This window comes from Streptomyces paludis (genome assembly GCF_003344965.1).
GTDB classification, from domain to species: Bacteria; Actinomycetota; Actinomycetes; order Streptomycetales; family Streptomycetaceae; genus Streptomyces; species Streptomyces paludis.
Map to the genome: position 1 here is coordinate 1,678,942 of NZ_CP031194.1, position 23,254 is coordinate 1,702,195.

The 23,254-nt window shown below is 72.1% G+C and carries 22 protein-coding genes and 1 pseudogene; 16 read left to right on the plus strand and 7 right to left on the minus strand.

The genetic code is table 11. The features are described 5' to 3' along the window. Positions 1-68: 68 nt before the first annotated feature. The 7 genes from DVK44_RS07325 to DVK44_RS07355 all read left to right on the plus strand — a co-directional run bounded on the left by DVK44_RS07325 (position 69) and on the right by DVK44_RS07355 (position 7,975). Positions 69-1,157: a heme/hemin ABC transporter substrate-binding protein gene (locus tag DVK44_RS07325; RefSeq protein ID WP_114658907.1), complete on the plus strand. Its 1,089-nt coding sequence runs from the start codon at positions 69-71 to the stop codon at positions 1,155-1,157. A gap of 1 nt (position 1,158) precedes the next feature. Continuing rightward, positions 1,159-2,310 (plus strand): FecCD family ABC transporter permease, encoded by a 1,152-nt coding sequence (locus DVK44_RS07330; RefSeq protein ID WP_408055297.1) that lies wholly within the window; start codon positions 1,159-1,161, stop codon positions 2,308-2,310. Between the two features lie 97 nt (positions 2,311-2,407). Next, entirely contained in the window at positions 2,408-3,244 is an 837-nt protein-coding gene (locus DVK44_RS07335) for a heme ABC transporter ATP-binding protein (protein WP_114658908.1), read from the plus strand. Between the two features lie 300 nt (positions 3,245-3,544). Next, positions 3,545-4,687, plus strand: coding sequence for an iron uptake system protein EfeO (efeO, locus tag DVK44_RS07340; RefSeq protein ID WP_114658909.1), 1,143 nt, complete (start codon positions 3,545-3,547; stop codon positions 4,685-4,687). Positions 4,688-4,689: 2 nt separating this feature from the next. Beyond that, positions 4,690-6,066, plus strand: a complete 1,377-nt coding sequence (gene efeB, locus DVK44_RS07345; RefSeq protein WP_114658910.1) for an iron uptake transporter deferrochelatase/peroxidase subunit — start codon at positions 4,690-4,692, stop codon at positions 6,064-6,066. 45 nt (positions 6,067-6,111) lie between these two features. After that, positions 6,112-7,092 carry an iron uptake transporter permease EfeU gene (efeU, locus tag DVK44_RS07350; protein ID WP_114658911.1) on the plus strand — a complete coding sequence of 327 codons (981 nt, stop codon included), beginning with the start codon at positions 6,112-6,114 and terminating at the stop codon, positions 7,090-7,092. Then, the gene (locus DVK44_RS07355; protein WP_228447577.1) at positions 7,043-7,975 is read left to right on the plus strand and encodes a hypothetical protein; all 933 of its coding nucleotides are present in this window, start codon (positions 7,043-7,045) and stop codon (positions 7,973-7,975) included. Before efeU ends, DVK44_RS07355 begins: the two co-directional genes overlap by 50 nt. A 67-nt stretch (positions 7,976-8,042) precedes the next feature. Here DVK44_RS07355 and DVK44_RS07360 read toward each other — a convergent pair whose 3' ends face one another. Continuing rightward, complete coding sequence (locus DVK44_RS07360) at positions 8,043-8,798, minus strand: bifunctional DNA primase/polymerase (protein WP_114658913.1); 756 nt, start codon at positions 8,796-8,798, stop codon at positions 8,043-8,045. A 319-nt stretch (positions 8,799-9,117) separates the two neighbouring features. Then, entirely contained in the window at positions 9,118-9,810 is a 693-nt protein-coding gene (locus DVK44_RS07365; protein ID WP_114658914.1) for a TetR/AcrR family transcriptional regulator, read from the minus strand. A 198-nt stretch (positions 9,811-10,008) separates the two neighbouring features. Here DVK44_RS07365 and ddaH point away from each other — a divergent pair, with 198 nt between their 5' ends. Next, the gene (ddaH, locus tag DVK44_RS07370) at positions 10,009-10,827 is read left to right on the plus strand and encodes a dimethylargininase (protein WP_181957618.1); all 819 of its coding nucleotides are present in this window, start codon (positions 10,009-10,011) and stop codon (positions 10,825-10,827) included. On the opposite strand, the gene DVK44_RS07375 is transcribed toward ddaH, so the two are convergent. The 3 genes from DVK44_RS07375 to DVK44_RS07380 form a co-directional block, all read right to left on the minus strand. After that, positions 10,813-11,274 carry an NUDIX domain-containing protein gene (locus tag DVK44_RS07375; protein ID WP_114658915.1) on the minus strand — a complete coding sequence of 154 codons (462 nt, stop codon included), beginning with the start codon at positions 11,272-11,274 and terminating at the stop codon, positions 10,813-10,815. The two genes, ddaH and DVK44_RS07375, sit on opposite strands and share 15 nt — an antisense overlap. 79 nt (positions 11,275-11,353) lie before the next feature. Next, complete coding sequence (locus tag DVK44_RS37570; protein ID WP_269439573.1) at positions 11,354-11,479, minus strand: hypothetical protein; 126 nt, start codon at positions 11,477-11,479, stop codon at positions 11,354-11,356. Then, positions 11,472-11,933, minus strand: a complete 462-nt coding sequence (locus tag DVK44_RS07380; RefSeq protein WP_114658916.1) for an ATP-binding protein — start codon at positions 11,931-11,933, stop codon at positions 11,472-11,474. Before DVK44_RS07380 ends, DVK44_RS37570 begins: the two co-directional genes overlap by 8 nt. 192 nt (positions 11,934-12,125) lie before the next feature. On the opposite strand from DVK44_RS07380, the pseudogene DVK44_RS37775 reads away from it, so the two are divergent. Further along, a pseudogene (locus tag DVK44_RS37775) lies at positions 12,126-12,308 on the plus strand (helix-turn-helix domain-containing protein); the annotation flags it as partial. A gap of 900 nt (positions 12,309-13,208) precedes the next feature. Here the strand turns inward: DVK44_RS37775 and DVK44_RS07390 are convergent. Continuing rightward, the gene (locus DVK44_RS07390; RefSeq protein ID WP_114664969.1) at positions 13,209-14,213 is read right to left on the minus strand and encodes a small ribosomal subunit Rsm22 family protein; all 1,005 of its coding nucleotides are present in this window, start codon (positions 14,211-14,213) and stop codon (positions 13,209-13,211) included. A gap of 278 nt (positions 14,214-14,491) precedes the next feature. Between DVK44_RS07390 and DVK44_RS07395 the strand changes: the two genes are divergently transcribed. Further along, entirely contained in the window at positions 14,492-15,820 is a 1,329-nt protein-coding gene (locus tag DVK44_RS07395) for a hypothetical protein (protein WP_181957421.1), read from the plus strand. A 30-nt stretch (positions 15,821-15,850) separates the two neighbouring features. On the opposite strand, the gene DVK44_RS07400 is transcribed toward DVK44_RS07395, so the two are convergent. Further along, complete coding sequence (locus DVK44_RS07400; protein ID WP_114658917.1) at positions 15,851-17,251, minus strand: multidrug effflux MFS transporter; 1,401 nt, start codon at positions 17,249-17,251, stop codon at positions 15,851-15,853. 82 nt (positions 17,252-17,333) lie between these two features. Between DVK44_RS07400 and DVK44_RS07405 the strand changes: the two genes are divergently transcribed. The 6 genes from DVK44_RS07405 to DVK44_RS07430 all read left to right on the plus strand — a co-directional run bounded on the left by DVK44_RS07405 (position 17,334) and on the right by DVK44_RS07430 (position 23,212). Further along, positions 17,334-18,413, plus strand: a complete 1,080-nt coding sequence (locus DVK44_RS07405; RefSeq protein WP_114658918.1) for a Gfo/Idh/MocA family protein — start codon at positions 17,334-17,336, stop codon at positions 18,411-18,413. A gap of 72 nt (positions 18,414-18,485) precedes the next feature. Continuing rightward, positions 18,486-19,073 carry a SigE family RNA polymerase sigma factor gene (locus DVK44_RS07410; protein ID WP_114658919.1) on the plus strand — a complete coding sequence of 196 codons (588 nt, stop codon included), beginning with the start codon at positions 18,486-18,488 and terminating at the stop codon, positions 19,071-19,073. A 2-nt stretch (positions 19,074-19,075) separates the two neighbouring features. Continuing rightward, positions 19,076-19,873 carry a hypothetical protein gene (locus tag DVK44_RS07415; RefSeq protein WP_114658920.1) on the plus strand — a complete coding sequence of 266 codons (798 nt, stop codon included), beginning with the start codon at positions 19,076-19,078 and terminating at the stop codon, positions 19,871-19,873. An 89-nt stretch (positions 19,874-19,962) separates the two neighbouring features. Next, positions 19,963-20,952: a hypothetical protein gene (locus DVK44_RS07420; RefSeq protein ID WP_228447026.1), complete on the plus strand. Its 990-nt coding sequence runs from the start codon at positions 19,963-19,965 to the stop codon at positions 20,950-20,952. Continuing rightward, positions 20,949-22,457 (plus strand): peptidoglycan-binding domain-containing protein, encoded by a 1,509-nt coding sequence (locus DVK44_RS07425; RefSeq protein ID WP_114658922.1) that lies wholly within the window; start codon positions 20,949-20,951, stop codon positions 22,455-22,457. Before DVK44_RS07420 ends, DVK44_RS07425 begins: the two co-directional genes overlap by 4 nt. Further along, complete coding sequence (locus tag DVK44_RS07430) at positions 22,454-23,212, plus strand: ABC transporter ATP-binding protein (RefSeq protein WP_408055298.1); 759 nt, start codon at positions 22,454-22,456, stop codon at positions 23,210-23,212. Before DVK44_RS07425 ends, DVK44_RS07430 begins: the two co-directional genes overlap by 4 nt. The last annotated feature ends 42 nt before the right edge of the window (positions 23,213-23,254 follow it).

Here is a 23,254-nt window from a genome sequence, read left to right on the forward strand (position 1 = left end):
AGGTAAGGCTAACCTAAGCTATATCCGGCCTTTGCTGGAACCCCTTCCGGCCCCGGAAAAAGAACAGGATGGTGTGCTCCGTGCGCGGAACACGTCTGTCGGGTGCACTCCTCTCCGTGCTCCTTCTCGCCCTGACCGCGACCGGCTGCGGCGGGGGCGGAGGCAGTGCCGGCGGCAGTGCCGGAGCGGGCGGGAGCGGTACGGGCAAGACGGGCGCCACGGCGTCCGCCGAGGCCGCCGCCGACCGCGTCGAACCCCTCGCCACCACACCGGAACCCCAGCTTCCGGTGACCGTCACCTCCGCCGACGGCCGCAAGGTCACCATCACCTCCACCGACCGGATCGTGCCGCTCACCGGCTCGCTCAGCGAGATCGTCTTCACCCTCGGCCTCGGCGAGCAGGTCGTGGCGCGCGACATCACCGCCACCTTCGAGCAGGCCGCCAAGCTGCCCATCGTCACCCGGGCGCACGATGTCTCCGCCGAGGGCGTGCTGTCGCTGCGGCCGACCGTCGTCATCGCCGACACCACCACCGGACCGGCCGAGGCCATCGGCCAGATCCGCGACGCGGGCATCCCGCTGGTCGTCGTCGAACCGGCGAAGAGCCTCCCCGACGTCGGCCGGCGCATCGACACCGTCGCCGCCGTGCTCGGCGTCAAGGCGGCCGGCACGGAGCTGAAGCAGCGTACGGAGGACCGGATCGCCGCCGTACAGAAGGACATCCCCGAGCCGAAGGGCGGCGCGGGCAGCGAGTCCGGCAAGAAGCCGCGCGTGGCGTTCCTCTATCTGCGCGGCTCGGCGGCGGTCTATCTGCTCGGCGGCGCGGATTCGGGCGCGAGTTCGCTGCTGGAGGCGGCGGGCGCGGTCGACGCGGGCAAGGACTCGGGCCTGTCGAAGGACTTCACGCCCATCACCAGCGAGGCGCTCGCCAAGGCCGCGCCGGACGCGATCCTGGTGATGACGAAGGGACTCGCCTCGGTGGGCGGGATCGACGGGATGGTGAAGATCCCCGGTGTCGCGGAGACGCCCGCCGGGATGGACCGCCGGGTCGTCTCGTACGCGGACGGGGTACTGCTGAACTACGGGCCGCGCACGGACGAGGTGCTCAAGTCGATCGTGGAGCAGCTGTACGGGACCGCGAGCGGGAACGGGAAGTGACGTGACGACCACACCCACGACCGCGACCACGGCGAAGGCCGGGGACGGCGACCGCACCGCCGGCAGATCCGGCGCCGACGCCGACCCCGGCCCCGGTGGCGCGTCCCCCGCCAACTCCCGCCGTCTGCCCGGCCGTACGACCCTGCTGACCATCGGCCTGATCGTCGCGCTCGCCGTCCTCTGCCTGCTCTCCGCCGGCATCGGCGCGTACCACATCCCCCTCGGTGACATCCTCTCCTCCGCCCAGCACCGCATGGGCCTCGGCGGCGCCGCGCTCGACCGCGTCGGCGAGAGCGTGCTGTGGAACGTACGGCTGCCGCGTGTCGTCCTCGCGCTCCTCGTCGGCGCCTCCCTCGGCTGCGCGGGCGCGCTCATGCAGGGGGTGTTCGGCAATCCGCTGGCCGAGCCGGGTGTGATCGGCATCTCGGCGGGCGCGGCGGCGGGCGCCGTGGGCGCGATCGGGCTGGGGCTGACGCTCTTCGGCAACTGGACGGTGACGGTCTTCGCGTTCGTCGCCGGGCTGGTGACGGTGCTGCTGGTGTACGCGCTGTCGCGCTCGGGCGGCCGTACGGAGGTGGTGACGCTGATCCTCACCGGCATCGCGGTCAACGCGTTCGCGGGGGCGCTGATCGGGCTGTTCATCTTCTTCGCGGACAACGCGCAGATCACCCAGATCACGTTCTGGCAGCTCGGCTCGCTCGCCCAGGCGACCTGGCCGAAGGTGCTGGCGGTGCTGCCGTGCGCGCTGGTGGGGCTGGCGATCGCGCCGTTCTACGCGCGGAAGCTGGACCTGCTGGCGCTCGGTGAACGGCCCGCCCGGCATCTGGGCGTGGATGTGGAGCGGCTGCGGATCACACTGGTCCTGGTGGTCGCGCTGCTGACGGCGGCGGCGGTCGCGGTGGCGGGGATCATCTCGTTCGTGGGGCTGCTCGTACCGCATCTGCTGCGGATGGCGAACGGCCCGGGCCACCGCTTCCTGGTCCCGGGCAGCGCGCTCGGCGGGGCGGTGGTGCTCCTCGCGGGCGACTTGGCGGCGCGTACGGTCGCGGCCCCGGCGGAACTGCCGCTGGGGGTGCTGACGGCGCTGTTCGGGAGTCCGTTCTTCTTCTGGCTGCTGCGTCGAACGCGGCGTAAGCAAGGTGGTTGGGCATGAGCCACGACGCGCCCCTCGGCCGGGGGGCCGGGGGTTGTCCCCCGGGTAAGCACAGTTGGCTGCTGCGCAGGACGCGGCGTAAGCAGGGTGGTTGGGCATGAGTTTCAGAGATCTCTTCGCGGCGCGCTCGCGCGTCCTCCCCTCCCCCGTCGCCCCCGGCTCCGCCGTCGCCGAGGTCTCCGGGCTCCATCTGCGGCTCGGCGGGCGGGAGGTGCTCGCCGGGATCGAGCTGACCGCCCGCGCCGGGGAGGTGCTCGCGCTCGTCGGGCCGAACGGGGCCGGGAAGTCGACGCTCCTCGCCGCCCTCGCCGCCGATCTGCGGCCGGACCGGGGGGAGGTACGGATCGACGGGCGGCCCGTGGGCGCGTGGAGCCCGCCCGAACTCGCCCTGCGCCGCTCGGTGCTCCCGCAGGCGGCGACGCTGTCCTTCCCGTTCCCGGTGCTGGACGTCGTACGGATGGGACGCGCGCCCTGGGCCGGGACGGAGCGCGAGGACGAGGACGGCGCGGCCGTCGCGGAGGCGATGGCGGCCACCGAGGTCACCGAGTTCGCGCCGCGCCCCTTCGTCGCGCTCTCCGGCGGTGAGCGCGCCCGGGTGGCGCTGGCCCGGGTGCTCGCCCAGCGGGCCCCGCTGCTGCTGCTCGACGAGCCGACCGCCGCGCTGGACCTGCGCCACCAGGAGCTGGTGCTGCGGATCTGCCGGGACCGCGCGGCGGCGGGCGACGCCGTGGTGGTCGTGCTGCACGACCTCGGGCTGGCGGCGGCGTACGCCGACCGGACCGCCGTGCTGCACGACGGCCGGATCGCGGCGGAGGGGCCGCCCGCCGAGATCTTCGGCGACGAGCTGCTGAGCCGGGTCTACCGGCAGCCCGTCGAGGTGTTCCCGCACCCCCGGACGGGCACCCCGCTGGTGATCCCGAAACGGGGTGCTTGACGCGGGGCGCCTGAAGCGGGGTGCCTGAAGCGGGGTGCCTGACGCCGCTCTTGACCGGTTCTTGGGGTGCTTTTGGCCGGACCGATTCCGGTCCGAGAGTTTGCTGTGATCTTGCTGTGGGTGGGGGCGGTTCGAGGGGATAAGTGAGAGGCGAATCACTGGACGAACCGGGATAACTAAGGTAAGCCTCGGTTAAGTTATCCCCGCCGTATCAGCGTTTTCCGGCCGTCGTCAGCTGTTTTGATCACGCCATATCTCTTCCGTATCCCCTTCCGTATCCCCTTCCATCGTGGAGCCTGTATGCGACCCGCCCGCCTCTCCGTCGTCACCGCCACCACCGTGGCAGTGGCCGCCCTGGCCACCGTCACGGGCTGCACCGCGAAGAGCGACTCCACGGCCGGCGACGGCGCCGTCCAGGTCATCGCGAAGGACGACGCCTGCGAGGTGTCGAAGACGGAGTTCCCCTCGGGCCATGTGGAGCTGGCCGTCGAGAACAAGGGCTCGAAGGTCACCGAGGTCTATCTCCTCTTCCCCGACGACCGCATCGTCACCGAGCGCGAGAACATCGGCCCCGGCACCAAGGCGAAGATCACCGCCGAGGTCAAGGCCGGCTCGTACGAGATCGCCTGCAAGCCCGGCATGAAGGGCAAGGGCATCCGCCAGAAGGTCACCGTCACCGGCGGTACGGCCGCCAAGCGCAGCCCGGAGATGGACGCCGCGGTCGCCGCGTACCGTACGTACGTCCAGGAGCAGGCGGACGAGACGCTGCCGAAGGTCAAGGTCTTCACGGACGCCGTGCGCGCCGGGAACATCGAGGCCGCGAAGAAGGCATACGCGCCCTCGCGCATCGGCTGGGAGCGTACGGAGCCGGTCGCCGAGTCGTTCGGCGACATCGACCCGAAGGTCGACACCCGCGCCGACGGCCTGGAGGCCGGCCAGAAGTGGACCGGCTGGCACCGGCTGGAGAAGGAACTCTGGCAGGACAAGAAGCTCGGCGCGGACGCGAAGACCCTCGCGGACGAGCTGGACAAGGACCTGCTCGACTGGCAGAAGCGCGTCGGCCGCGCCGAGATCACCCCGACGTCGATGGCGAACGGCGCGAAGGAGCTGCTCGACGAGGTCGCCTCCGGCAAGGTCACCGGCGAGGAGGAGCGGTACAGCCACACCGACCTGGTGGACTTCAAGGCGAACGTCGAGGGCGCGGAGAAGTCGTTCGAGCTGCTCAAGCCGGTCGCGCAGAAGAACGAGCCGGCGCTCGTGACCGAACTGGACAAGCAGTTCGCCGCGTTGAACACGCTGCTCGACAAGTACCGTGACGGCGCCGACTCCTACGAGTTCACCTCGTACGAGAAGGTCACCAAGGCGCAGCGCAAGGAGCTGTCGGACGGCGTCAACGCGCTGGCCGAGCCGCTCTCCAAGCTCGCCGCGGCCGTGGTCAAGTAGCCATGGCACCGGGCGAATCGACCGAGCGAGGCACGGACCGGGACAACACGGCCGAGCGAGGCACGGACCGGGACGACACCGCCGTGCGCGACGCGGCGGGCACACCCGCGCCCTCCCGCCGTGCCCTCCTCGGCTGGGGCGGTGCCGGGCTCGCGCTCGGCGCCGCCGCGGCCGGGGGCGCGGCGGTGGCCCTGCGCGGCGACGGCGGGGGCGGGGACGCCACGGGAACGGCCGCCGACAGCGGCGCGGCGGTCCCCTTCCACGGCCGCCACCAGGCCGGGATCGCCACCCCCGTCCAGGACCGGCTGCACTTCGCCGCGTTCGACGTGACGACCGGCGACCGCGCCGAGCTGGTCCAGCTCCTCAAGGACTGGACGCGGGCCGCCGAGCGGATGACGGCCGGGCACGCGGTCGGCGACGGCGCGTACGGCGGGCTGCCGGAGGCGCCGCCCGACGACACCGGCGAGGCGCTCGGCCTCAAGCCGTCCCGGCTCACGCTGACCGTCGGATTCGGTCCCGGGCTCTTCACGAAGGACGGCGAGGACCGCTTCGGTCTGGCGCGCCACCGGCCGGCCGCGCTGCCCGACCTGCCGAGGTTCCCGGGCGACAATCTCGACCCGGCGCGCGGCGGCGGCGATCTCTGCGTCCAGGCGTGCGCGGACGATCCGCAGGTCGCGGTGCACGCGATCCGCAATCTGGCCAGGATCGGCTTCGGGAAGGTCGCGGTGCGCTGGTCGCAGCTCGGCTTCGGCAAGACGTCGTCCACGACGCCGGGGGCGCAGACCCCCCGTAACCTCTTCGGTTTCAAGGACGGTACGAGCAATATCGCCGTCACCGAGACCGACGCGCTGGACAGGTACGTCTGGGCGACGGCGAAAGACGGCAGCGGCAGCGGCAGCGGGACCGGCGGAGGAGAGTGGATGGCGGACGGCTCCTACCTCGTCGCCCGCCGGATCTCGATGCGGATCGAGAGCTGGGACCGTACCTCCCTCCAGGAGCAGGAGGACATCTTCGGCCGGGACAAGGGCGAGGGCGCGGCGGTCGGCAAGGCGCACGAGCACGACAAGCCCAATCTGAAGGCGATGCTGCCGACCGCGCATGTGCGCCTCGCCCACCCGGACTCGCACCACGGGGTGCGGATGCTGCGCCGCGGCTACTCGTTCACGGACGGTACGGACGGGCTGGGCCGGCTCGACGCGGGGCTGTTCTTCCTGGCGTACCAGCGCGACATCCGGGACGCGTTCATTCCCGTACAGCGGTCGCTGGCGCGCTCCGACGCACTCAACGAGTACATCCAGCACGTGGGTTCCGCGGTCTTCGCGATCCCGCCGGGCGTCCGGGACAAGGACGACTGGTGGGGCCGGACGCTGCTCTCCTGACCTCCTCACCTCCTCTTCCCCACCTGTTGTGTAAGGAGTTCCGACGTGTTCGGGAACTATCTGATCGGACTGCGCGAGGGCCTTGAGGCCAGTCTCGTCGTCTGCATCCTGATCGCCTATCTGGTGAAGACGGAGCGCCGGGACGCGCTGAAGCCGATCTGGATCGGTATCGGTGTCGCGGTCACCCTGGCGCTGGCCTTCGGCTTCGGGCTCGAATACGGCTCGCAGGAGCTGACGTTCGAGGCGCAGGAGGCGCTGGGCGGCTCGCTGTCGATCATCGCGGTCGGCCTGGTCACCTGGATGGTCTTCTGGATGCGGCGTACGGCACGCCACTTGAAGGCGGAGCTGGGCGCGAAGCTGGACGCGGCGCTCCAGATGGGTACGGGCGCGCTGGTCGCGACGGCGTTCCTGGCGGTCGGCCGGGAGGGGCTGGAGACGGCGCTGTTCGTGTGGGCGTCGGTGCGGGCGTCGTCGGACGGTACGCACGCGCCGCTGATCGGGGTGCTGCTGGGCATCGGCAGCGCGGTCGTGCTGGGCTGGCTGTTCTACCGGGGCGCGCTGCGGATCAATCTGGCGAAGTTCTTCACCTGGACCGGCGGGATGCTGGTGGTCGTCGCGGCAGGGGTGCTGGCGTACGGCGTGCACGACCTCCAGGAGGCGCGTTTCCTGGGCGGGTTGTCGAACACGGCCTTCGACATCAGCACGGCGATCCCGCCGGACAGCTGGTACGGGACGCTCCTGAAGGGCGTGTTCAACTTCCAGCCCGACCCGACGGTGCTTCAGGTCGTCGTGTGGTGTCTGTATCTGGTCCCGACGCTCGCGCTGTTCCTCGCCCCGGTAGGGTTCGGTCGTCCAGCGGGGGTCCCCGCACGGGTGAAGGAGCAGAAGGCTACCGATGAGCAGGCTGAGAAGGCCGGTCCGGACGGCGGCGTCGCTCGCGGCGGTGACGGCGCTGTCGCTGACGGCGAGCGGATGCATGACGGTGCACGGGGAGTTGGCGGTCCTGCCGGCGGCGGCGCCGACTGAGGCCGAGCAGGCGCTTCAGGCGTTCACCGACGCGTACAACGCGGCGGACAGGGCGTACGACCCGGCGCTCGACGCGGACCGGGTGACCGGCCCGCTGGGCGCGATCAACCAGGCCGGGCTGCGGGCCAGATCCCTCACGTCCCCCGGCGGGAACGCCGCGCACCAGCCGCTGGCGCTGACGGACGCGAAGTTCACGATCCTGAAGAAGGCGGGCTGGCCGCGCTGGTTCGTCGCGGACACCGACAGCAACCGCGACCGGGACGACGGCAGCGCGGCCGACACCCGCTGGCTGCTGGTCTTCGTGCGGAACGGTCCCGAAGCGGACTGGAAGGTCCCGTATCTGACCATCGTCCCCGAGAACGGCGTCCCGGCCTTCAAGACGGACGGGGACGGCTTCGGCGTACCGGTGGAGCCGGACACCGAGGCGCTCGCGGTGGCGCCCAAGGACCTGAGCGCGGAGTACGCCTCGTATCTGGGCGACGGCACACCGGAGCACTTCGCGGACGGCCCGCACACGAGCCAGTGGCGGGCGGCGCGCAAGAAGAAGGAGCGGCTGCCCGGGATAGCCACGCAGTACGTGGACCGGGAGGCGACGGACGGCGATTTCGCGCCGCTGGGCCTGGAGACGGCGGACGGGGGCGCGCTGGTCTTCTTCGCGACGCGCTACTTCGAGCGCCAGACGGGCGCGAAGGGGGTGAAGCCGCAGGTGAGCGCGGATGTGCGGGCGCTGATGACGGGCGAGGTGACGAACACGCTGACGAAGCAGTGGGTGTCGAGCCAGTCGGTGCTGGTGCCGCGGGCGGGGTCGGGCTCTGGCTCTGGCTCTGGGAAGGTCGAGATCACGGGGCGGCTTCAGGGAGTGACGTCGGCGAAGGGTTCGTAGGCGCTTGTGACGTTACGGGTACGGGTACGGGCGCGAGGCCCGTACCCGTAAGCCGTGCCTGTCCGTCTCAGCGGCCCAGCGGCCAGGCGACCGCGTGCGGATCCAGCTCGCTGTTCTCGCCCGCGTACCGCGCGCAGGCGTCGGTCAGGGTCTCCAGCAGGGTCAGCGGGTCCGGCAGCGGGTGCTCGGGGCCGCGCAGCCACCGTACGGCCAGCTCGCCGGGGAGCCGGGCCGGCGGGACCAGGACGTAACTGCCCCGGCAGTGCCAGCGCAGGCCCGGGTGCTCGTCCATGGTCTCCGGGTGGCAGTCCAGCTCACAGGGCCACCACTCGTCCTCGTCCTCCGGGGTGCCCCGGGTCGCGGTGAAGAAGAGCATCCGGTCGCCACCGGAGTCGGCGACCGGGCCGACGTCGATGCCGCGCTCCAGCAGGCGTTCCAGCGCGCGGCTGCCCGCTTCGAGGGGGACGTCGAGGACGTCGTGGATCATGCCCGTGGCGGTGATGAAGTTGGCCTCGGGCTGGTTGCGCGCCCAGCGCTCGATCTGCGGCCGGTCGGTCGTGGACTGGGTCTGCCAGGCGAAGGAGAGCGGGTGTCTGGCCGGGGTGGGACAGCCGATGCGGTCACAGGAACATCGGTAGCCGACCGGGTGGGCGGCGGGTGAGACGGGCATACCGGCGTCGGCGACAGCGACGAGCAGCGCCTCACGGCCCGCGGCGTCTCCCTCGTCGAACGCGGAATCACCGGCGTTCTTCTTGGGGCGCCTGCGCAGCCACTGGGGAATCCTGCTCTCGGTGCCGCGGTAGCGGCCGAAATCGTCGCCCATCTATCCCCTCACATCTCCTGCCGGTACCGCTGGCCGGAAGGGGGCACCAGTCCGTGTCCGGTCCGGACATGGCCCGGCCCCCGCGGACACTCCCATGGTCGCACCATCCTGCTCCTCCTGTGGCCGCGAGCCCCAACCGGGGTAGGAGGGCCCATCCCTCGCACCGGAACCTATTGCGGCTTATGTTGCGATATACGGCGCCGTCCGGGCCCGGAGGACGGGGCTCCGGCCCCGGTGTCCTTCACCACACCCGCCCCACATGCCTCTACGCGCCCCCGCGCGCCCCCCGTACGGGGGGCGCGCGGTCCGTGGTCGGGGGTCAGGGTCGCGGGGCGAGACCGTACAGGGCGTAGTCGACGATGGTGTCCGCGTAGGCGTGGGTGAGCGGGGCGGTACGGAGGAGCCAGCGGTGGGCCAGGGGCCCGACAAGGAGTTCGAGGGCGATCCGCGGGTCGAGGTCGGGACGTACCCCCGCTGCCTGGTCGCCCCCCGTCCCGCCCGCGGCCTGGGCGGCGCGCAGCCGGTCCACGTACAGCTGGAGCTGCGGTTCGAGCAGCCGGCGGACGAATTCGGCGCCCAGCGCGGGGTCGACGATGCCCTCGGCGGCGAGCGCGCGGGAGGGCGCCTCGAAGGCGGGGTCGTTCAGCTCGTCGACGGTGCCGCGCAGCACGCGCTTGAGGTCGGCCTCCAGATCGCCGGTGTCGGGGATGCCGGTCGCCCCGGCACCGTCCTCCGCCACCTGGGCGGCCCGTTCGGTGAGGTCGAGGAAGGCGTCCAGCAGGACGGCGGCGCGGGAGGGCCACCAGCGGTAGATCGTCTGCTTGCCGACGCCCGCGCGGGCCGCGATGGCCTCGACGGTCGTCTTCGCGTACCCGACCTCGCCGACCAGCGCGAGGGCCGCGTCGTGGATCGCGCGGCGCGAGCGCTCGCTGCGCCGGGAGGAGTCGGGGGCCCGGGAGGAGTCGGGGGCCCGGGAGGGGTCGGGAGTCCCGCTGGGGACGCTGTCAGCCATGACGCCAATCTAAGACCGGCCGGGGAGACCCGACGAACCACCCGAACGGTGCACGCGCGCGAAGGCCCACAGGCGGACCATTACGTACAGAAACACCGTGTCCCGTCACCCGTGTCCCGTCACCTGTCGAGCGCGCCCGCACCGCCGCATCGCAGCACTGCCGTCCCTGAGGAGCCCCCGATGCCCCCGATGGCCCCGATGCCTCGTGCCGCCGCGCCCCGCCGCTATCTGATGTGCCCGCCGACGTACTTCGCGGTGACGTACTCGATCAATCCGTGGATGAACCCGGCCAAGCCGGTGGACCCGGCGCTGGCCCTCACCCAGTGGGAGGACCTGCGCGACCGCTACCGGGCCCTCGGCCACACGGTCCTGGTGCTGGACCCGCTCCCCGGCCTGCCCGACATGGTCTACGCGGCGAACGGCGCCACGGTGGTCGACGGCCGGGTGCTCGGCGCGCGCTTCGCGCATCCGGAGCGGTACGCGGAGGCCGAGGCACACCTCGACTGGTTCCGTACACACGGCTACGCGGACCTGCGCGAGCCCGTCCATGTCAACGAGGGCGAGGGCGACTTCGCCTTCACCGCCTCGTACCTGCTGGCCGGCCGCGGCTTCCGCACCAGCCCGCACGCGCACGCGGAGGCCCAGGAGTTCTTCGGCCGTACGGTGATCGGCCTCGACCTGGTCGACCCGCGCTACTACCACCTCGACACGGCCCTGTGCGTGCTGGACGACACGGCCGACGAGATCATGTACTACCCCGACGCCTTCTCCCCCGGCAGCCGCGCCGTCCTTGCCCGCCTCTTCCCCCACGCCCTCCTGGCCACCGAACAGGACGCGGCGGCCTTCGGCCTGAACGCGGTCAGCGACGGCCACCACGTCCTCCTCCCCCAGTCCGCCACCGGCCTCTTCGACCCCCTGCGCGCGCGGGGATTCGAGCCGCTGGGCATGGACCTGAGCGAGCTGCTGAAGGGCGGCGGCAGCGTGAAGTGCTGTACGCAGGAACTACGGGGCGGCTGAACCGGCCGGCCACCCGGCCAGGGAGACCTCCGCGCCGCTGGTCAGGTAGTGGTGGAGAGCGCTCGCAGTGGTGTCCACGAAGTCCTGCGGGATCGCGTCGGCATCGACCCAGCTGACCCGGGAGTGCTTGCGGGGTTCGCGATTCTCGGGTTCGCCGGTCCACTCGTGCGCGGCGAAGACGACGGTGAGGAAGCCGTTGAGGGCTTCGACGCCCCAGGCTCCGTGGATGATGTGCGCGACCTTGAGGGACTCGGGCTTCACGGTGCGGCCCGCCTCCTCGTGAAGCTCGCGGACCGCGGTCTCGGTGATGGGCTCTCCCGGCTCGCTCTTCCCGACGGGGAGGTCCCACATGCCGCGGGCGAACTTGGCGTTGTCGCCGCGCTGGAGAAGGACGACGCGGTGGGCGGCCCTGTCGTGGACGATGACGGCCGCGACCAGCAGGGTCATCGAACGAGGGCCTCGCGGGCACGCCGGGCTAGATCGGCGGCGCGGGTGTGGGCGGCGACGGCTGGTGATCCACGTCCTTCTACCGTCGGACCGTATCGGCGACCTCGCCCAGCAGCGCGGCGCTCGCCGGGATGTCGCGGCTCAGCCGGACCGCGTGGTGGGGCAGCGTCACCACGCAGAAGACCTGCCGAATGCGTTCACTCACCGGACTCGCCCGCCGGAGCGCCCAGTTCGGCCCACACGCGTTTCCCCCAGGCCATCGCGTCGACTCCCCACCGCCCGCCACTCAGCACGTTCACGATCTCCAAGCCCCGCCCGGACTCCTCGGACGGATCAGCCGGCCGATGCCGCGGGTGCTTGCGCGACAGATCCACCACCGCGACCCGGACCCGCTCATCGCTCAACCGCGTCACGGTCACCCGGACCGATTCCCGCCGCGCGTGCAGAACCGCGTTCGTCAGCAGCTCGCTGACGACGACCTCGGCGCTGTCCCGCATGGCGTCCATGCCCCAGACCGTCAGCGCGAGGCCAATAAGACGCCGGGCATCGCGTGCGGACTCCGGGGCTCTCAGCAGCGTCTCGGTGTACGCGGGCAGCGTGCCCGTACCGGTCTCAAGCACGGGTGCGGTAGCGGTTGGCTCGCTCGCGTTTGCGTTCATCGATCGGCCTTTCCTGCGGAGGCCGCCGACAGGTGCGCCATCGGGTAGTGACCCACCCGAACGGACCCCATGTCTCGCGGCCTCCCCGCTAGCCTCTTTCAGGGACACCACGACCGTAGGTAATCGGTCACGCTCATAGAAGTGACCGCGAGTACAGGTGGTTTGCCGAGGACCGCCGGGATTGGACCCTGCATGCGGCCACGTCCCGCCCAAACCCTGACCACCGGTAAGGGAACCGGCTCACGTCCGCGCATCGGCCTGCTCAGCGGCTACGTTCTCCGAGTGATCCGCCGGCAGGGCGGATACACCCAGGACGAGGCCGCCGAACTCCTCTGCGCGTCCCCCGACACCATCGCCGGGTGGGAGACGGGACGACGTCCTCTGACCGCCATCTCCGTCGGGCAGATGCTCGCGTTACGCCACCGGCTCATGCGGCTGCGCACCCCAGCAGTTCTTCTCCAGTCACTGGAACGCGCCTTGGAAGCGGACGTCCTTCTCACCAACGCTCTGGACGAGGACGCGCCCACCGCCGGTAGCCCCCTCGGCTCGGTGGTGATGCAGCGCGATCTCGCCGAGGTGCTCGTCTGGCCTCTCAACGGAGTGGCGCCGGGCCCCGTACGCGCACTTCCGGACCCTCCCCGTCCGCGACGGGGGCCCGCTCCGGCCGGCCCCGAGCTGACCGCGTCCGAACGGCGCACCTTCTTCGCTCGCATGCGGACCACTGCCGAGCAGGCACGCGGTCCGGGCCAGTTCCTTCTCCGCCGCCAAGCCCTGTATCTGTCCGGGTACGGCTCGGCGTCCGACACCGCGGAGTGGTTGACCCACCAGCAACGCACGGAGCCTTCGGACGGCTGGCTCACGGACTGGCTCACCGGCCGGTCCGTCGCCGCTGTCGCGGCCCGGCAGGGCGACCGTGACCGTATGACCCACTTCATCAGCAGCGCGCTGCTGGACAACGACGCGGGCGAAGCCGCGAACCTGGCCTACTGGGCGTACTGGATCGGTGAGACCGCCGTCCCGCAGCTCTCGGACGACTTCATCGCCGACGGCTCCCTCGGCGCCTGGAGCGGGGAAAGGCTCCTCGCCCATCTCGTGCAGGGCATGACGCCCCACCACGGATACGTGGACCTGAACATCCACAGCGTGTGGGCGCTCCTCCAGGTCCGTCCCGACCTCCTGCGCTCCGGAACGGCGGGCCGCGCCCCGCGCGATCGGCTCGATCGCTCGACTGGCTGCGTTCGGCGCTCGGCGAGAAGCCCTGACCGGCGGGGGGTCTCACCGCGGCCAGGCGTCGCCCCAGTCCGTGTCCCGGGCTTCGCGGTAGAGGGGGCCGTGGCGTTTGGTGATTGTTTCCCGGGTCAGGCCGTGTTTGTCGGTGCAGAGGTCCAGGAGGACCTGGCCCTTGCGGATCTGGGGCTTGCGTGTGACGCGGGCGGGGGCTGGGGTGGGGGGGAAGCGTGCTGCGGCGATGTAGCTGAACTTCTCGTCCTCGTACGGCAGTGAGCCGCCCTTGATCTGGCGGTGCAGGGAGGAGCGGCTGACCCGGGCCGCGAAGTGGCACCAGTCCGTGCCGGGCTCGATCGGGCAGGGGGCGGCGTGGGGGCAGGGGGCGGCGATGTGCAGGCCGGCGGCGATCAGGCGGTCCCGGGCCTCGATGACGCGCTGGTAGCCGTCGGGGGTGCCGGGTTCCACGATCACCACGGCGCGCGCGACGCGGGCGGCCTCGGTGACGAGTGCGTCGCGGTCGGGGGCGGTGAGTTCCTTCAGTACGTACGAGACGGTGACCAGGTCCGCGGCCGGCAGCTCCAGCGCCGCGCCGATCCTCGCCCGGCGCCAGTCGGCCGCGCGCAGGGCGGGGGCCGTGGCGGCGGCGGCCAGTTCGCGGCCCAGGGCGAGTGCGGGCTCGGCCCAGTCCAGGACGGTGGTGGTGCGGGGCGGTGCGCCGGTGGGAGCGTCACCCCACACCGCGTCCGCCGCCCATACCGCCGCCCCCGTACCGCCGCCCACGTCCAGGTGGCTGCCCGGGGTCCAGTCGGGCGCGGCGGTCGCGAGCGCCGTCAGGGCGGACCGTACGGCCTCGAAGGTCGCGGGCATCCGGTACGCGGCGTACGCGGCCACGTCGGAGCGGTCCCGGAGTACGGGCGCGTCCGTCGGGGTCGTCCCCCGGTAGTTGGCGATCAGCCGGTCGACGGCCTGCGTGGCCTGCTTGGGCGGCAGTCCGTCGAGCAGTCCGGCGAGCGCGGCCCGCAGGGCTTCCGGGGTGGAGAGGGTGGCGTTCACCGGCAAATCGTAGACGCGGAATGCCTCCTTCCACATCGGGGCCACCGGCACGGCTCCCCTCGGGTCCGCCACCGTAACTTCCTCGGCGCCGCCGGCACGGCTCCACGATCAATCGCGTATACGGGCGGCTCCCGACCCCCAAGCGGGCGCCGTACCCGCGCGTACGGTCCGACTCCGGTCACCCCGCCCGGAGCACCCGGGATCGAACGGCCGGGCGGACACGCACAGTTGCTACGCTACGGCCCTCGGCTGTCCAGCAGCGCTCTCCCGGGGGGACCATGAGACAGAGGGTCGTACGGATCACCCTGGTGGTCGGGGTGATCGTGCTGGCGCTGCTGCTCCTGCTGGCCACCTGCGGCGGCAAGGGTGCCACCAAGGCGAAGGCCGGGCCGCCCGTCCCGCAGGCGACCGGTGAGCGTGTGGTCCGCGCGCCCCGGCTCAGTGTGCCGGCCGCGTACGACACGTCGCGCGGCTGGGACATCCGGGACGTCTCCCCCGAGTACGCGGTCGCCGAGGCCACGAACCGGATCGCCTACCTCGAACGCGCCGGCACCGACCGGTTCCGGCTCCGTACGCTCAATCCGGCCACCGGCGAGCACGGCTGGGAGGGGCCGCCCGCGCGCCCGCTCTCCTCCGGCGACCGCTTCCCCCGGCTGCTGTCCGTCGCCAAGGACGGCCAGGAGTACTTCGTCACCTGGTCGTACGGAAAGCTCGACGCGCAGGGGCTGCGCGCCGCCGAGTCGCTCGTCTCCCTCGACGTGTACGACGCGGCCTCCGGCTCCGTGAAGCGTGTCGAGGTGCCCTGGACGGACGCGCCGGTGGTCAGCGCGGACGGTCCCGGCATCCTGATCAGCGACGGCAAGGCCACCAGCGCGGTCGTCGACCCGGAGACCGGGGATGTGGTCAAGGTCCCGCCGGGCGCGCTCGGCTACCCGAAGAAGTGCCCGGCCTGCCGCAAGCTGACCCAGGTACGGGCCATGACCGACAAGGGGCTGCTGGTCAACGGCGCGCGCGGGTTCTGGGTGCGCGGCGGCTGGTACAGCGGGAAGACCGCGCCGAAGGACGCCGACCCCGCGTCCGGGATCCCGGCCTCGGTCGCGGGCGGCTATGTCCTCGCCAAGTGGCAGAAGAAGAAGAGCGCGAAGGACGTCCGTACCCACGAGCTGTGGGCGCTCCACGACGTCGCGACCGGCAAGGCCGTCACCCAGGTCCGCTGCCGCAAGCCGGTGATCAAGCCGGTCGACGAACCGCGGCTCGTCACCTCCCCGGGCGGTCACTTCCTGATCGCCGGGCGGCTCGCCTTCGATATCGAAGAGAAGAAGGCGTACTGCTTCGAGGAGGAGGACGGCACCGATCCGCTGATCCTGACGACCGTCTCGGACGACGGTACGGCGTACGGCGCGATCAGCGTCCGCGGCCCGGCGGACGCCCTCGCGGGCGGCGGCACCCCGGTCCGGGTGGATATGACGAACGCGGCGCCCGCGCCGATGGCCGCCACGGTGCGGCTGCCCAGCGCGGAGACCATGAACGTCGGTCTCTTCCGCTGGACGGACGCCAAGGACAGGCCGCATCTGATCGGCTATCCGCACCGCTCCGAGGAGGAGTGACCCGGCGCGGCAGCCAACGGAGGAGGCGGGTCAGTCCTGCGCCGTCCGCTCCTTCATCGGCCGCCGCTGCTGCCACGGCCGTACGAGACCCACGAAGCACCCGAGCGCCCCGAGCGCGCTCACCAGCTGGACCACCGCCATCGGCACCGCCGTCTCCTCCCCCGCGATCCCCACCAGCGGCGACGCCACGGCCCCGATCAGGAACGCCGCCGTACCGATCAGCGCGGACGCGGAACCGGCCGCGTGCGGGGTCCGCATCAGCGCCGACGCGTTGGTGTTGGGCATCGCGAGCCCCATCGCCGACATCAGCACGAACAGCCCGGCGGCGACCGGGAACAGCCCCACCTCGCCGAACACCCCGCTGGTCATCAGCAGCAGCGCCAGCGCGGCGAGCGCGATGACGACCAGCCCGAAGCCCAGCACCCGGTCCATCGCGACCCGGCCGACCAGGATCTTCCCGTTGATCTGGCCGACGGCGATCAGCCCGATGGAGTTGACGCCGAAGAGCAGGCTGAAGGTCTGCGGCGACGCTCCGTAGATCTCCTGCACCACGAACGGCGACGCCGCGATGTACGCGAACAGCGCGGCGAAGGCGAGCCCGCCCGAGAGCATGTAGCCGGTGAAGACCCGGTCGGCGACCAGTCCGCGCATGGTGCGCAGCGCATGGCCGACGCCCCCGCTGTGGCGCCGCTCCGGCGGCAGCGTCTCGTGCAGCCACTTCCAGACGACGAAGGTCAGCGCGATACCGACGACGGTGAGGACGACGAAGATGCCGCGCCAGTCGGTGAGCCGCAGCACCTGGCCGCCGATGACGGGCGCGATGACCGGTGCGACGCCGGAGATCAGCATCAGCGTGGAGAAGAAGCGGGCCATCTCCTCGCCGTCGTAGAGATCACGCACCACCGCGCGGGCGATGACGATACCGGCCGCGCCCGCGAGCCCCTGGAGCAGCCGGAACCCGATGAGGAGTTCGGTGGTGGGGGCCACGGCGCAGAGCGCGGTGGCGATGACGTAGACGAACATGCCGAGGAGCAGCGGCCTGCGCCGGCCCCACCGGTCGCTCATCGGTCCCACGACGATCTGGCCGAGCGCCATGCCGGCGAGACAGGCGGTGAGGGTGATCTGGACGGTCGCGGCCGGTGAGTTCAGCGAGCGGGTGACCTCGGGCAGCGCCGGGAGGTACATGTCCATGGAGAGCGGGGGGAGGGCGGTGAGCCCGCCCAGTACGAGGGTGACGAGCAGCCCGGCGCGGCGCGCGGCGGCGACGGGCGGTGATGCGGGCAGGGGGTGTGGAGTCCCCGAAGCCGGTGCGGTCTGCGGGGGCTGTGCGGTCTTCGTCGTGGTCGGGGGGTCTGCCGGACGGCTCTGTCCTGGCTCTATGTGTACTTCGCGGGTCCCGCGTCCTTCTGTGGTTCGGCCGCCGTCCGGCATCCATCGCTCCATGATTCGTTGTTGACGCACCTATGCTCTCAGCTCAACCGGAGTCGTCGAGACCTATTAATGGGGCGCAGTCATGACAGCGAGCGGAACGACGGGGCAGACAGCGCGCGGCATCGCACAGGACAGGCCCGTGCGCTGGGGCGTACTGGCGACGGGCGGCATCGCGGAGCGCTTCGCCGCCGACGTACGGGAGCTGCCGGACGCGGAGATCGTCGCGGTGGCCTCGCGCAGCGACGCGTCCGCGAAGGCGTTCGCGGACCGGTTCGGGATACCGCGCGCGTACGGGGAGTGGGCGGCGCTCGTCGCGGACGAGGAGGTCGACATCGTGTACGTGGCGACCCCGCACTCCGCGCACCGGGCCGCCGCCGGGCTCGCGCTGGCGGCGGGGAAGCCGGTGCTGTGCGAGAAGGCGTTCACGCTGAACGCGCGCGAGGCCGGGGAGCTGGTGTCGCTCGCGCGGGAGCGGGGGCTCTTCCTGATGGAGGCCATGTGGATGTACTGCAACCCGGTCATCCGGCGGCTGGCGGAGCTGGTGCGGGACGGCGCGGTCGGCGAGGTCCGTACCGTACAGGCGGACTTCGGTCTCCAGGGGCCGTTCGCGCCGGATCACCGGCTGCGGGACCCGGCGCTGGGCGGTGGCGCGGTGCTGGACCTCGGCGTCTATCCGGTCTCGTTCGCCCAGCTGCTGCTGGGTGAGCCGGACCGGGTGCAGGCGGACGCGCTGCTGTCGCCCGAGGGCGTCGATCTGAACACCGGGATGCTGCTGGGCTGGGACACGGGGGCGACGGCGCTGCTGACGTGCTCGGTGACGGCGGGCACCGCGGCGACGGCGACGGTGACGGGCACGGCGGGCCGGATCGACGTACCGGGCGGCTTCTTCACCGCGGAGCGGTTCGTACTGCACCGGGACGGCGCGGAGCCGGAGGAGTTCACGGCGGACGCGTCCTCGACGGGTGGCGGCGGTATGCACGGGCTCCAGTACGAGGCGGCCGAGGCGATGCGCTGCCTCCGGGCCGGGGAGACGGAATCGCCGCTCGTCCCGCTGGAGGGGAGCCTCGCGGTGATGCGGACCCTGGACGCGGTACGGGACCGTATCGGCGTCAGGTATCCGGTGGACGCCCCGGTGGATGCCCCGGAGGACGCTTCTGCCTGAGACGGCCGCCCGTTCCGGAAAGTTTCTTCGGGACGGTGACAACCGCCCGCCGAAAGCGTCCGTCAATACGGCATGAAGTCCTTCTCCAAGGCGGGCGGCGGTAACACCATCGCCTTCGACGAGTTCGCGCGCAGCCGGCAGGCGCATCTGCGCCGTGCGGCGTATCTGCTGTGCGGCGACTGGCACTTGGCCGAGGACCTGGTCCAGACGTCGCTGGCGAAGCTGTACGCGGTCTGGCACCGCGTCCACATGGACTCGCCCGACGGTTACGCCCGCAGGGTGCTCTTCCGTACGTTCCTGGACGAGAACCGGCGCCGGCGGTGGTGGGACCGGCCGACCGCGCACGAGTACGACGTGGCGGCCCCCGCGCAGGACCCGGAGCTGCGCCTGACGCTGCTGGCCGCCCTGCGGCAGGTGCCGGACCGCAGCCGGGCGGTGCTGGTGCTCCGGTTCTGGGAGGACCAGAGCGTGGAGGAGACCGCGGCGGCGCTGGGATGCAGCGCCGGCACGGTGAAGAGCCAGACCTCCCGGGGGCTGGCCACGCTGCGCCGCGTCCTGGGCGACACCCCGCTGACGCCGTCCGGGAACGGGGCCTGGACCGGGGCCGGGACCGGTGCGGGCGGGCGCGCCGGAGTCAGCTATCCGAAGGCGGAGCGGTGACCATGATCAGCACATCGGGGAACGGCCACGGAAGCGCCGGCGACGACGGGTTCTCGCTCGCCGAGGCCCTCGGCGGACTGAGCCTCGGCGCCGAACCGCCGATGCCGGACCTGGTGCCGGGCGCGATCGAGCGCGGCGGGCGGATCCGCCGCAGGCGCCGTATCGGTACGGCGCTGGGTTCCGCCGCGGTCGTGGCGGCCTTGCTGACCGGCGGGTACGCGGTGCTCCTGCCGGTGCTCCCGGGCGCGGGGGGCACGACGGCGTCGCCCGCGGCCCCGGGGACCGGCCGGGAGCGCGCGGTCGTGTACCCGTCGCTGGAGGTGCTGCGGTCGGCCGTCCCGGCGGCGACCGGCACGGTCGAGGCGGCGGCGCCGGAGCGGCCGGTGCGGCCGGGGCGGTACTTCCTGCTGACCACGCCCAAGGGCATGAGGCAGGAGCTGTACGTGTCGATCACCCGGACCGCCACCGGCCCGAAGGCGCTCCGGGAGAAGTCCGGCGAGGGCGATGTGGCGTGTCCGGCCCGTACGGAGGACGCGTACGCCACCGGGTGGAACGGCCTGACGCGGCAGTGCCGTCTGGTGCCGTGGAAGACGGGCCCGGTGCTGCTCTACGCCGTCGCGACGGGACAGCCGACGGCGGCGGTGGGCGTCACCTACATGACCGCGGACGGCTGGACGGTGCAGGTGATCGCGGGCTCTCTCGACGGCTCCCGCACCGGCTACTACGAGCCGCTGCCGGACGATCAGCTGATCTCGCTGGCCGTCGACCCGGCGCTCCTCACCGCCGTCAAGGACAACTGACCACAAGCAGACACCACGTCCGACACGTCCGACACGTCCGACACGTCCGACAGCAAGCGATGACACACAAGCGAAGAGGTGGCATGAGCATGCCCAAAAGTAGGTCCACAGACAGGCTCCGCACCGCCCTCATCACCACACTGGCGGCCGGCATGCTGCCGCTGCTGGCCGCGTGCGGCGGTTCGAGCGGCTCGACGGCGGATTCCGGCACCGGCTCCGGCACCGGCACCAACTCCGGCACCGGCTCAAAGGCGGACGGCGGTACGACGAAGACCGTCGACGGCGCCACCCAGCTCGGCGTCCCCGCCGACGCGGACGACTACACCAAGAAGCTCTACATCCAGGAGAACACCCTCGCGGCCTGCATGAAGAAGCTCGGCTTCACCTACACCCCGTACGTGGGAACGCCGGACAGCTCCGAGAACAGCGGCGCCGACGGGCAGGACTACGCGGCGGCGAAGAAGTCCCGGCAGAAGTACGGCTTCGGCACCTACGCGGCGAGCGTCTACCCCGAGGACCCGAGCGCCCCGGGCAGCAACGCGGGCGGAAAGCTGGGCGGCAAGGTCCTCGACCCGCCCAACAACGACCAGGCAGGGTTCAGCCCGGCCCAGAAGGAGGCGTACGACACCGCGCTGAACGGGCCCCCCTCCGCGTCCAAGGAGAAGGAGCAGCTCGGCGGCTGCACCCTCGAAGCGCGCGTCGCCGCGTACGGTCCGCAGAAGAGCCGGGCGGAGGAGAAGAAGACCTGGGAGGCGCGCGAGGAGGAGAACCGCGCGAACGGACTGGAACTCAACGGCGACGCCGAACTCGTCCAGCTCGCCCAGAAGTACGCGACCTGCCTCAAGGCCGAGGGCATCCCCGTCTCCACCACCCAGCCGACCGGCATGGCCGACATGGTGCGGCTGGGCATCAGCATGGCCCTGCCGGAGCACCGCCCCACCCTCACCAAGGAGGAGGCGCTGCCGCTGCTCACGAAGGAGATCACCCTCGCCCTGAAGGACCTGGAGTGCGGCAAGGACTTCCGGGCCGCGTACTTCCCCAAGGAGAAGGCCCACCCGTACTGGGGGGATGGCGCGTGACCCGGCTCGGCAGGGTACGGCGGCTCAGCGGCCGCAAGAAGCTCGGTGTGGTCGTCGGTGTGGTGGTCCTGGTCGGCGCGGGCGGCTGGGTCGCCGGTACGCAGGTACGCTCCCCCGCCGACGCCGCCGCCGCGCGCCGCCCGCCCGAGGCGGGCCCGGTGACGGTCAAGGTCGGGCGCCAGTCCCTCACCGCGACCGTGGTGGCGACGGGTTCCGTCGAGTTCGCCTCGCCCCGGCCACTGGCGCTGGCGGGCCAGGTCGGCGCCGGGGCGGCCGGGGGCGCGGGCGGCGAGGCGGCCGGGGAGCAGCGGGTCACCAGACCGCCGGTCGCCGGTACGAAGGTCGAGGAGGGCGATGTGCTGATGATGGTCAACGGCCGTCCGGTGTTCGCGCTCGCCGGAACCGTCCCGATGTACCGCGCCCTGGGGCCCGGCGCCTCCGGCGACGATGTGCGGCAGCTCCAGAAGGCGCTGCGGCGGCTCGGGTTCGACCCGGGGGCGGCCAGTGGGGCGTACCGCCAGGGCACGGCCGGCTCGGTCACCCGCTGGTACGCGAGCAAGGGCCACCAGGCGCAGCAGCCGAGCCTGGCGGACCGGCAGCAACTGGGGGCGCTGGAGGAGTCGGTGTCGGCGGCGCAGCAGGCGCTGCTGCTGGCGAACGACAGCGGCGCGGGCGGAGGCGCGGGCGGAGGCGCGGGCTCAGACGTAAGCGAGGAGGACGGCGCCGCCTCGCCGCCCGCGGAGTCCGCCGCCCAGCGGCAGGTACGGCAGCTCCAGCTCAGCTCGGCGCGGAAGTCGCTGGACCTCGCGAACGCCGCCCTCGGCAGCTTCCGGGAGTCCTACGGGACGAAGGTCCCGGCCGGTGAGGTCGTCTTCTTCCCGAAGCTGCCGGTACGGCTGGACAAGGTGACCGTGAAGGCCGGGGACTCCCCGTCGGGCCCGGTCGGTACGGTGACCAGCTCCGATGTGGTGGTGGAGACGGTCGTCCCCGGCTCGGACGCCGCGCTGCTCAGCAAGGGCATGGCCGTCGAGCTGACAACGGCGGCCGGGGAGAAGGCCGTTGGGACGGTGAGCGCGCTGGGAGCCGATGCCGCCGCGACGTCCTCGACGGCGGGATCGGCGGGATCGGAGGAGTCGGAGGGGTCGACGGGATCGGCGGGGGCCGGTTCGCCGGGCGGCGAGGAGGAGCCGGACGGTGCGACCGACCCCACGGCTCCGGTCCAGCTGCGTATCTCCGTACCGGACCCGGGTCCGCTGGCCGGTCAGGCCAGTGCCTCCGTGAAGGTGACGATCAAGATCGGGGCCTCGGCGGGGAAGGTGCTGACCGTACCGCTCGCCGCGATCCGTACGGCGGCCGACGGCCAGGCCCGGGTACGGGTACGGCGCGGCGACGGGACGGCCGATGTGCGGGTGACCGTCGGGCTCTCGGCGGCCGGACTCGTCGAGGTGAAGCCGGTGGACGGCGGAAAGCTGTCGCAGGACGACGAAGTGGTGGTGGGCGAGTGACGTTCCAGAGCGAGCCCGCCGAGTCCACCACGTCCGCCGAGCCCACCGCGCCCACCGCACCCGCCGAGCCCACGGTCATCGAACTCACCGCCGTGGAGCGGACATTCGACTCCGTACCGCCCGTACAAGCGCTGCGCGGTGTCGATCTGGCCGTACGGCGCGGTGAACACCTCTCCGTCGTCGGCCCGTCCGGTTCCGGGAAGTCGACCCTGCTGAACACCCTGGGCCTGCTCGACCGGCCCACCGCCGGCACGTACCGGCTGGACGGTGTGGAGACGACTGGGCTGGGCGATCCGGAACGCACCGCGCTGCGCGGCAGCCGGATCGGGTTCGTGTTCCAGTCGTTCCATCTGCTGCCGTACCGGACGGTGGACGAGAACGTGATGATGGCCGAGACCTACCGCAGACCTCGTCCCGGCCGGGGCCGCGGCAGCCGGCGCGCCCGTGCCCGCGAGTCGCTGGAGCGGGTGGGGCTGGGCCACCGGTCGGGCTTCCGGCCCGACCGGCTGTCCGGCGGGGAGCGCCAACGGGTCGCGATAGCACGGGCGTTGATGAGCGAACCGGCGTTGCTGCTCTGCGACGAGCCGACCGGCAACCTGGACAGCGAGAACACCCTGTCGGTGCTGTCGCTCTTCGACGACCTGACCGCGCAGGGCATGACCCTGGTGCTGATCACCCACGACGAGACGGTGAGCCGCCGGGCGGGCCGCCGGGTCCGGATCACCGACGGCCTGCTGACACGGGAGGCGGGGTGAGAGCGGTAAGGCGCGCCCGGCGCGGTGGGCGCGCCGACCGCC

Bases quoted from the DNA above. Each gene is read 5' to 3' on its own strand.
- DVK44_RS07395 (WP_181957421.1), top strand. From the start codon at position 14,492: ATGAGACAGAGGGTCGTACGGATCACCCTGGTGGTCGGGGTGATCGTG.
- ddaH (WP_181957618.1), top strand. From the start codon at position 10,009: ATGCCTCGTGCCGCCGCGCCCCGCCGCTATCTGATGTGCCCGCCGACG.
- efeB (WP_114658910.1), top strand. From the start codon at position 4,690: ATGGCACCGGGCGAATCGACCGAGCGAGGCACGGACCGGGACAACACG.
- DVK44_RS07410 (WP_114658919.1), top strand. From the start codon at position 18,486: ATGAAGTCCTTCTCCAAGGCGGGCGGCGGTAACACCATCGCCTTCGAC.
- DVK44_RS07405 (WP_114658918.1), top strand. From the start codon at position 17,334: ATGACAGCGAGCGGAACGACGGGGCAGACAGCGCGCGGCATCGCACAG.
- DVK44_RS07365 (WP_114658914.1), bottom strand. From the start codon at position 9,810: ATGGCTGACAGCGTCCCCAGCGGGACTCCCGACCCCTCCCGGGCCCCC.
- DVK44_RS07355 (WP_228447577.1), top strand. From the start codon at position 7,043: ATGACGGTGCACGGGGAGTTGGCGGTCCTGCCGGCGGCGGCGCCGACT.
- DVK44_RS07375 (WP_114658915.1), bottom strand. From the start codon at position 11,274: ATGACCCTGCTGGTCGCGGCCGTCATCGTCCACGACAGGGCCGCCCAC.
- DVK44_RS07325 (WP_114658907.1), top strand. From the start codon at position 69: ATGGTGTGCTCCGTGCGCGGAACACGTCTGTCGGGTGCACTCCTCTCC.
- DVK44_RS07420 (WP_228447026.1), top strand. From the start codon at position 19,963: ATGCCCAAAAGTAGGTCCACAGACAGGCTCCGCACCGCCCTCATCACC.
- DVK44_RS07335 (WP_114658908.1), top strand. From the start codon at position 2,408: ATGAGTTTCAGAGATCTCTTCGCGGCGCGCTCGCGCGTCCTCCCCTCC.
- efeO (WP_114658909.1), top strand. From the start codon at position 3,545: ATGCGACCCGCCCGCCTCTCCGTCGTCACCGCCACCACCGTGGCAGTG.
- DVK44_RS07415 (WP_114658920.1), top strand. From the start codon at position 19,076: ATGATCAGCACATCGGGGAACGGCCACGGAAGCGCCGGCGACGACGGG.
- DVK44_RS07380 (WP_114658916.1), bottom strand. From the start codon at position 11,933: ATGAACGCAAACGCGAGCGAGCCAACCGCTACCGCACCCGTGCTTGAG.
- DVK44_RS07360 (WP_114658913.1), bottom strand. From the start codon at position 8,798: ATGGGCGACGATTTCGGCCGCTACCGCGGCACCGAGAGCAGGATTCCC.
- DVK44_RS07400 (WP_114658917.1), bottom strand. From the start codon at position 17,251: ATGCCGGACGGCGGCCGAACCACAGAAGGACGCGGGACCCGCGAAGTA.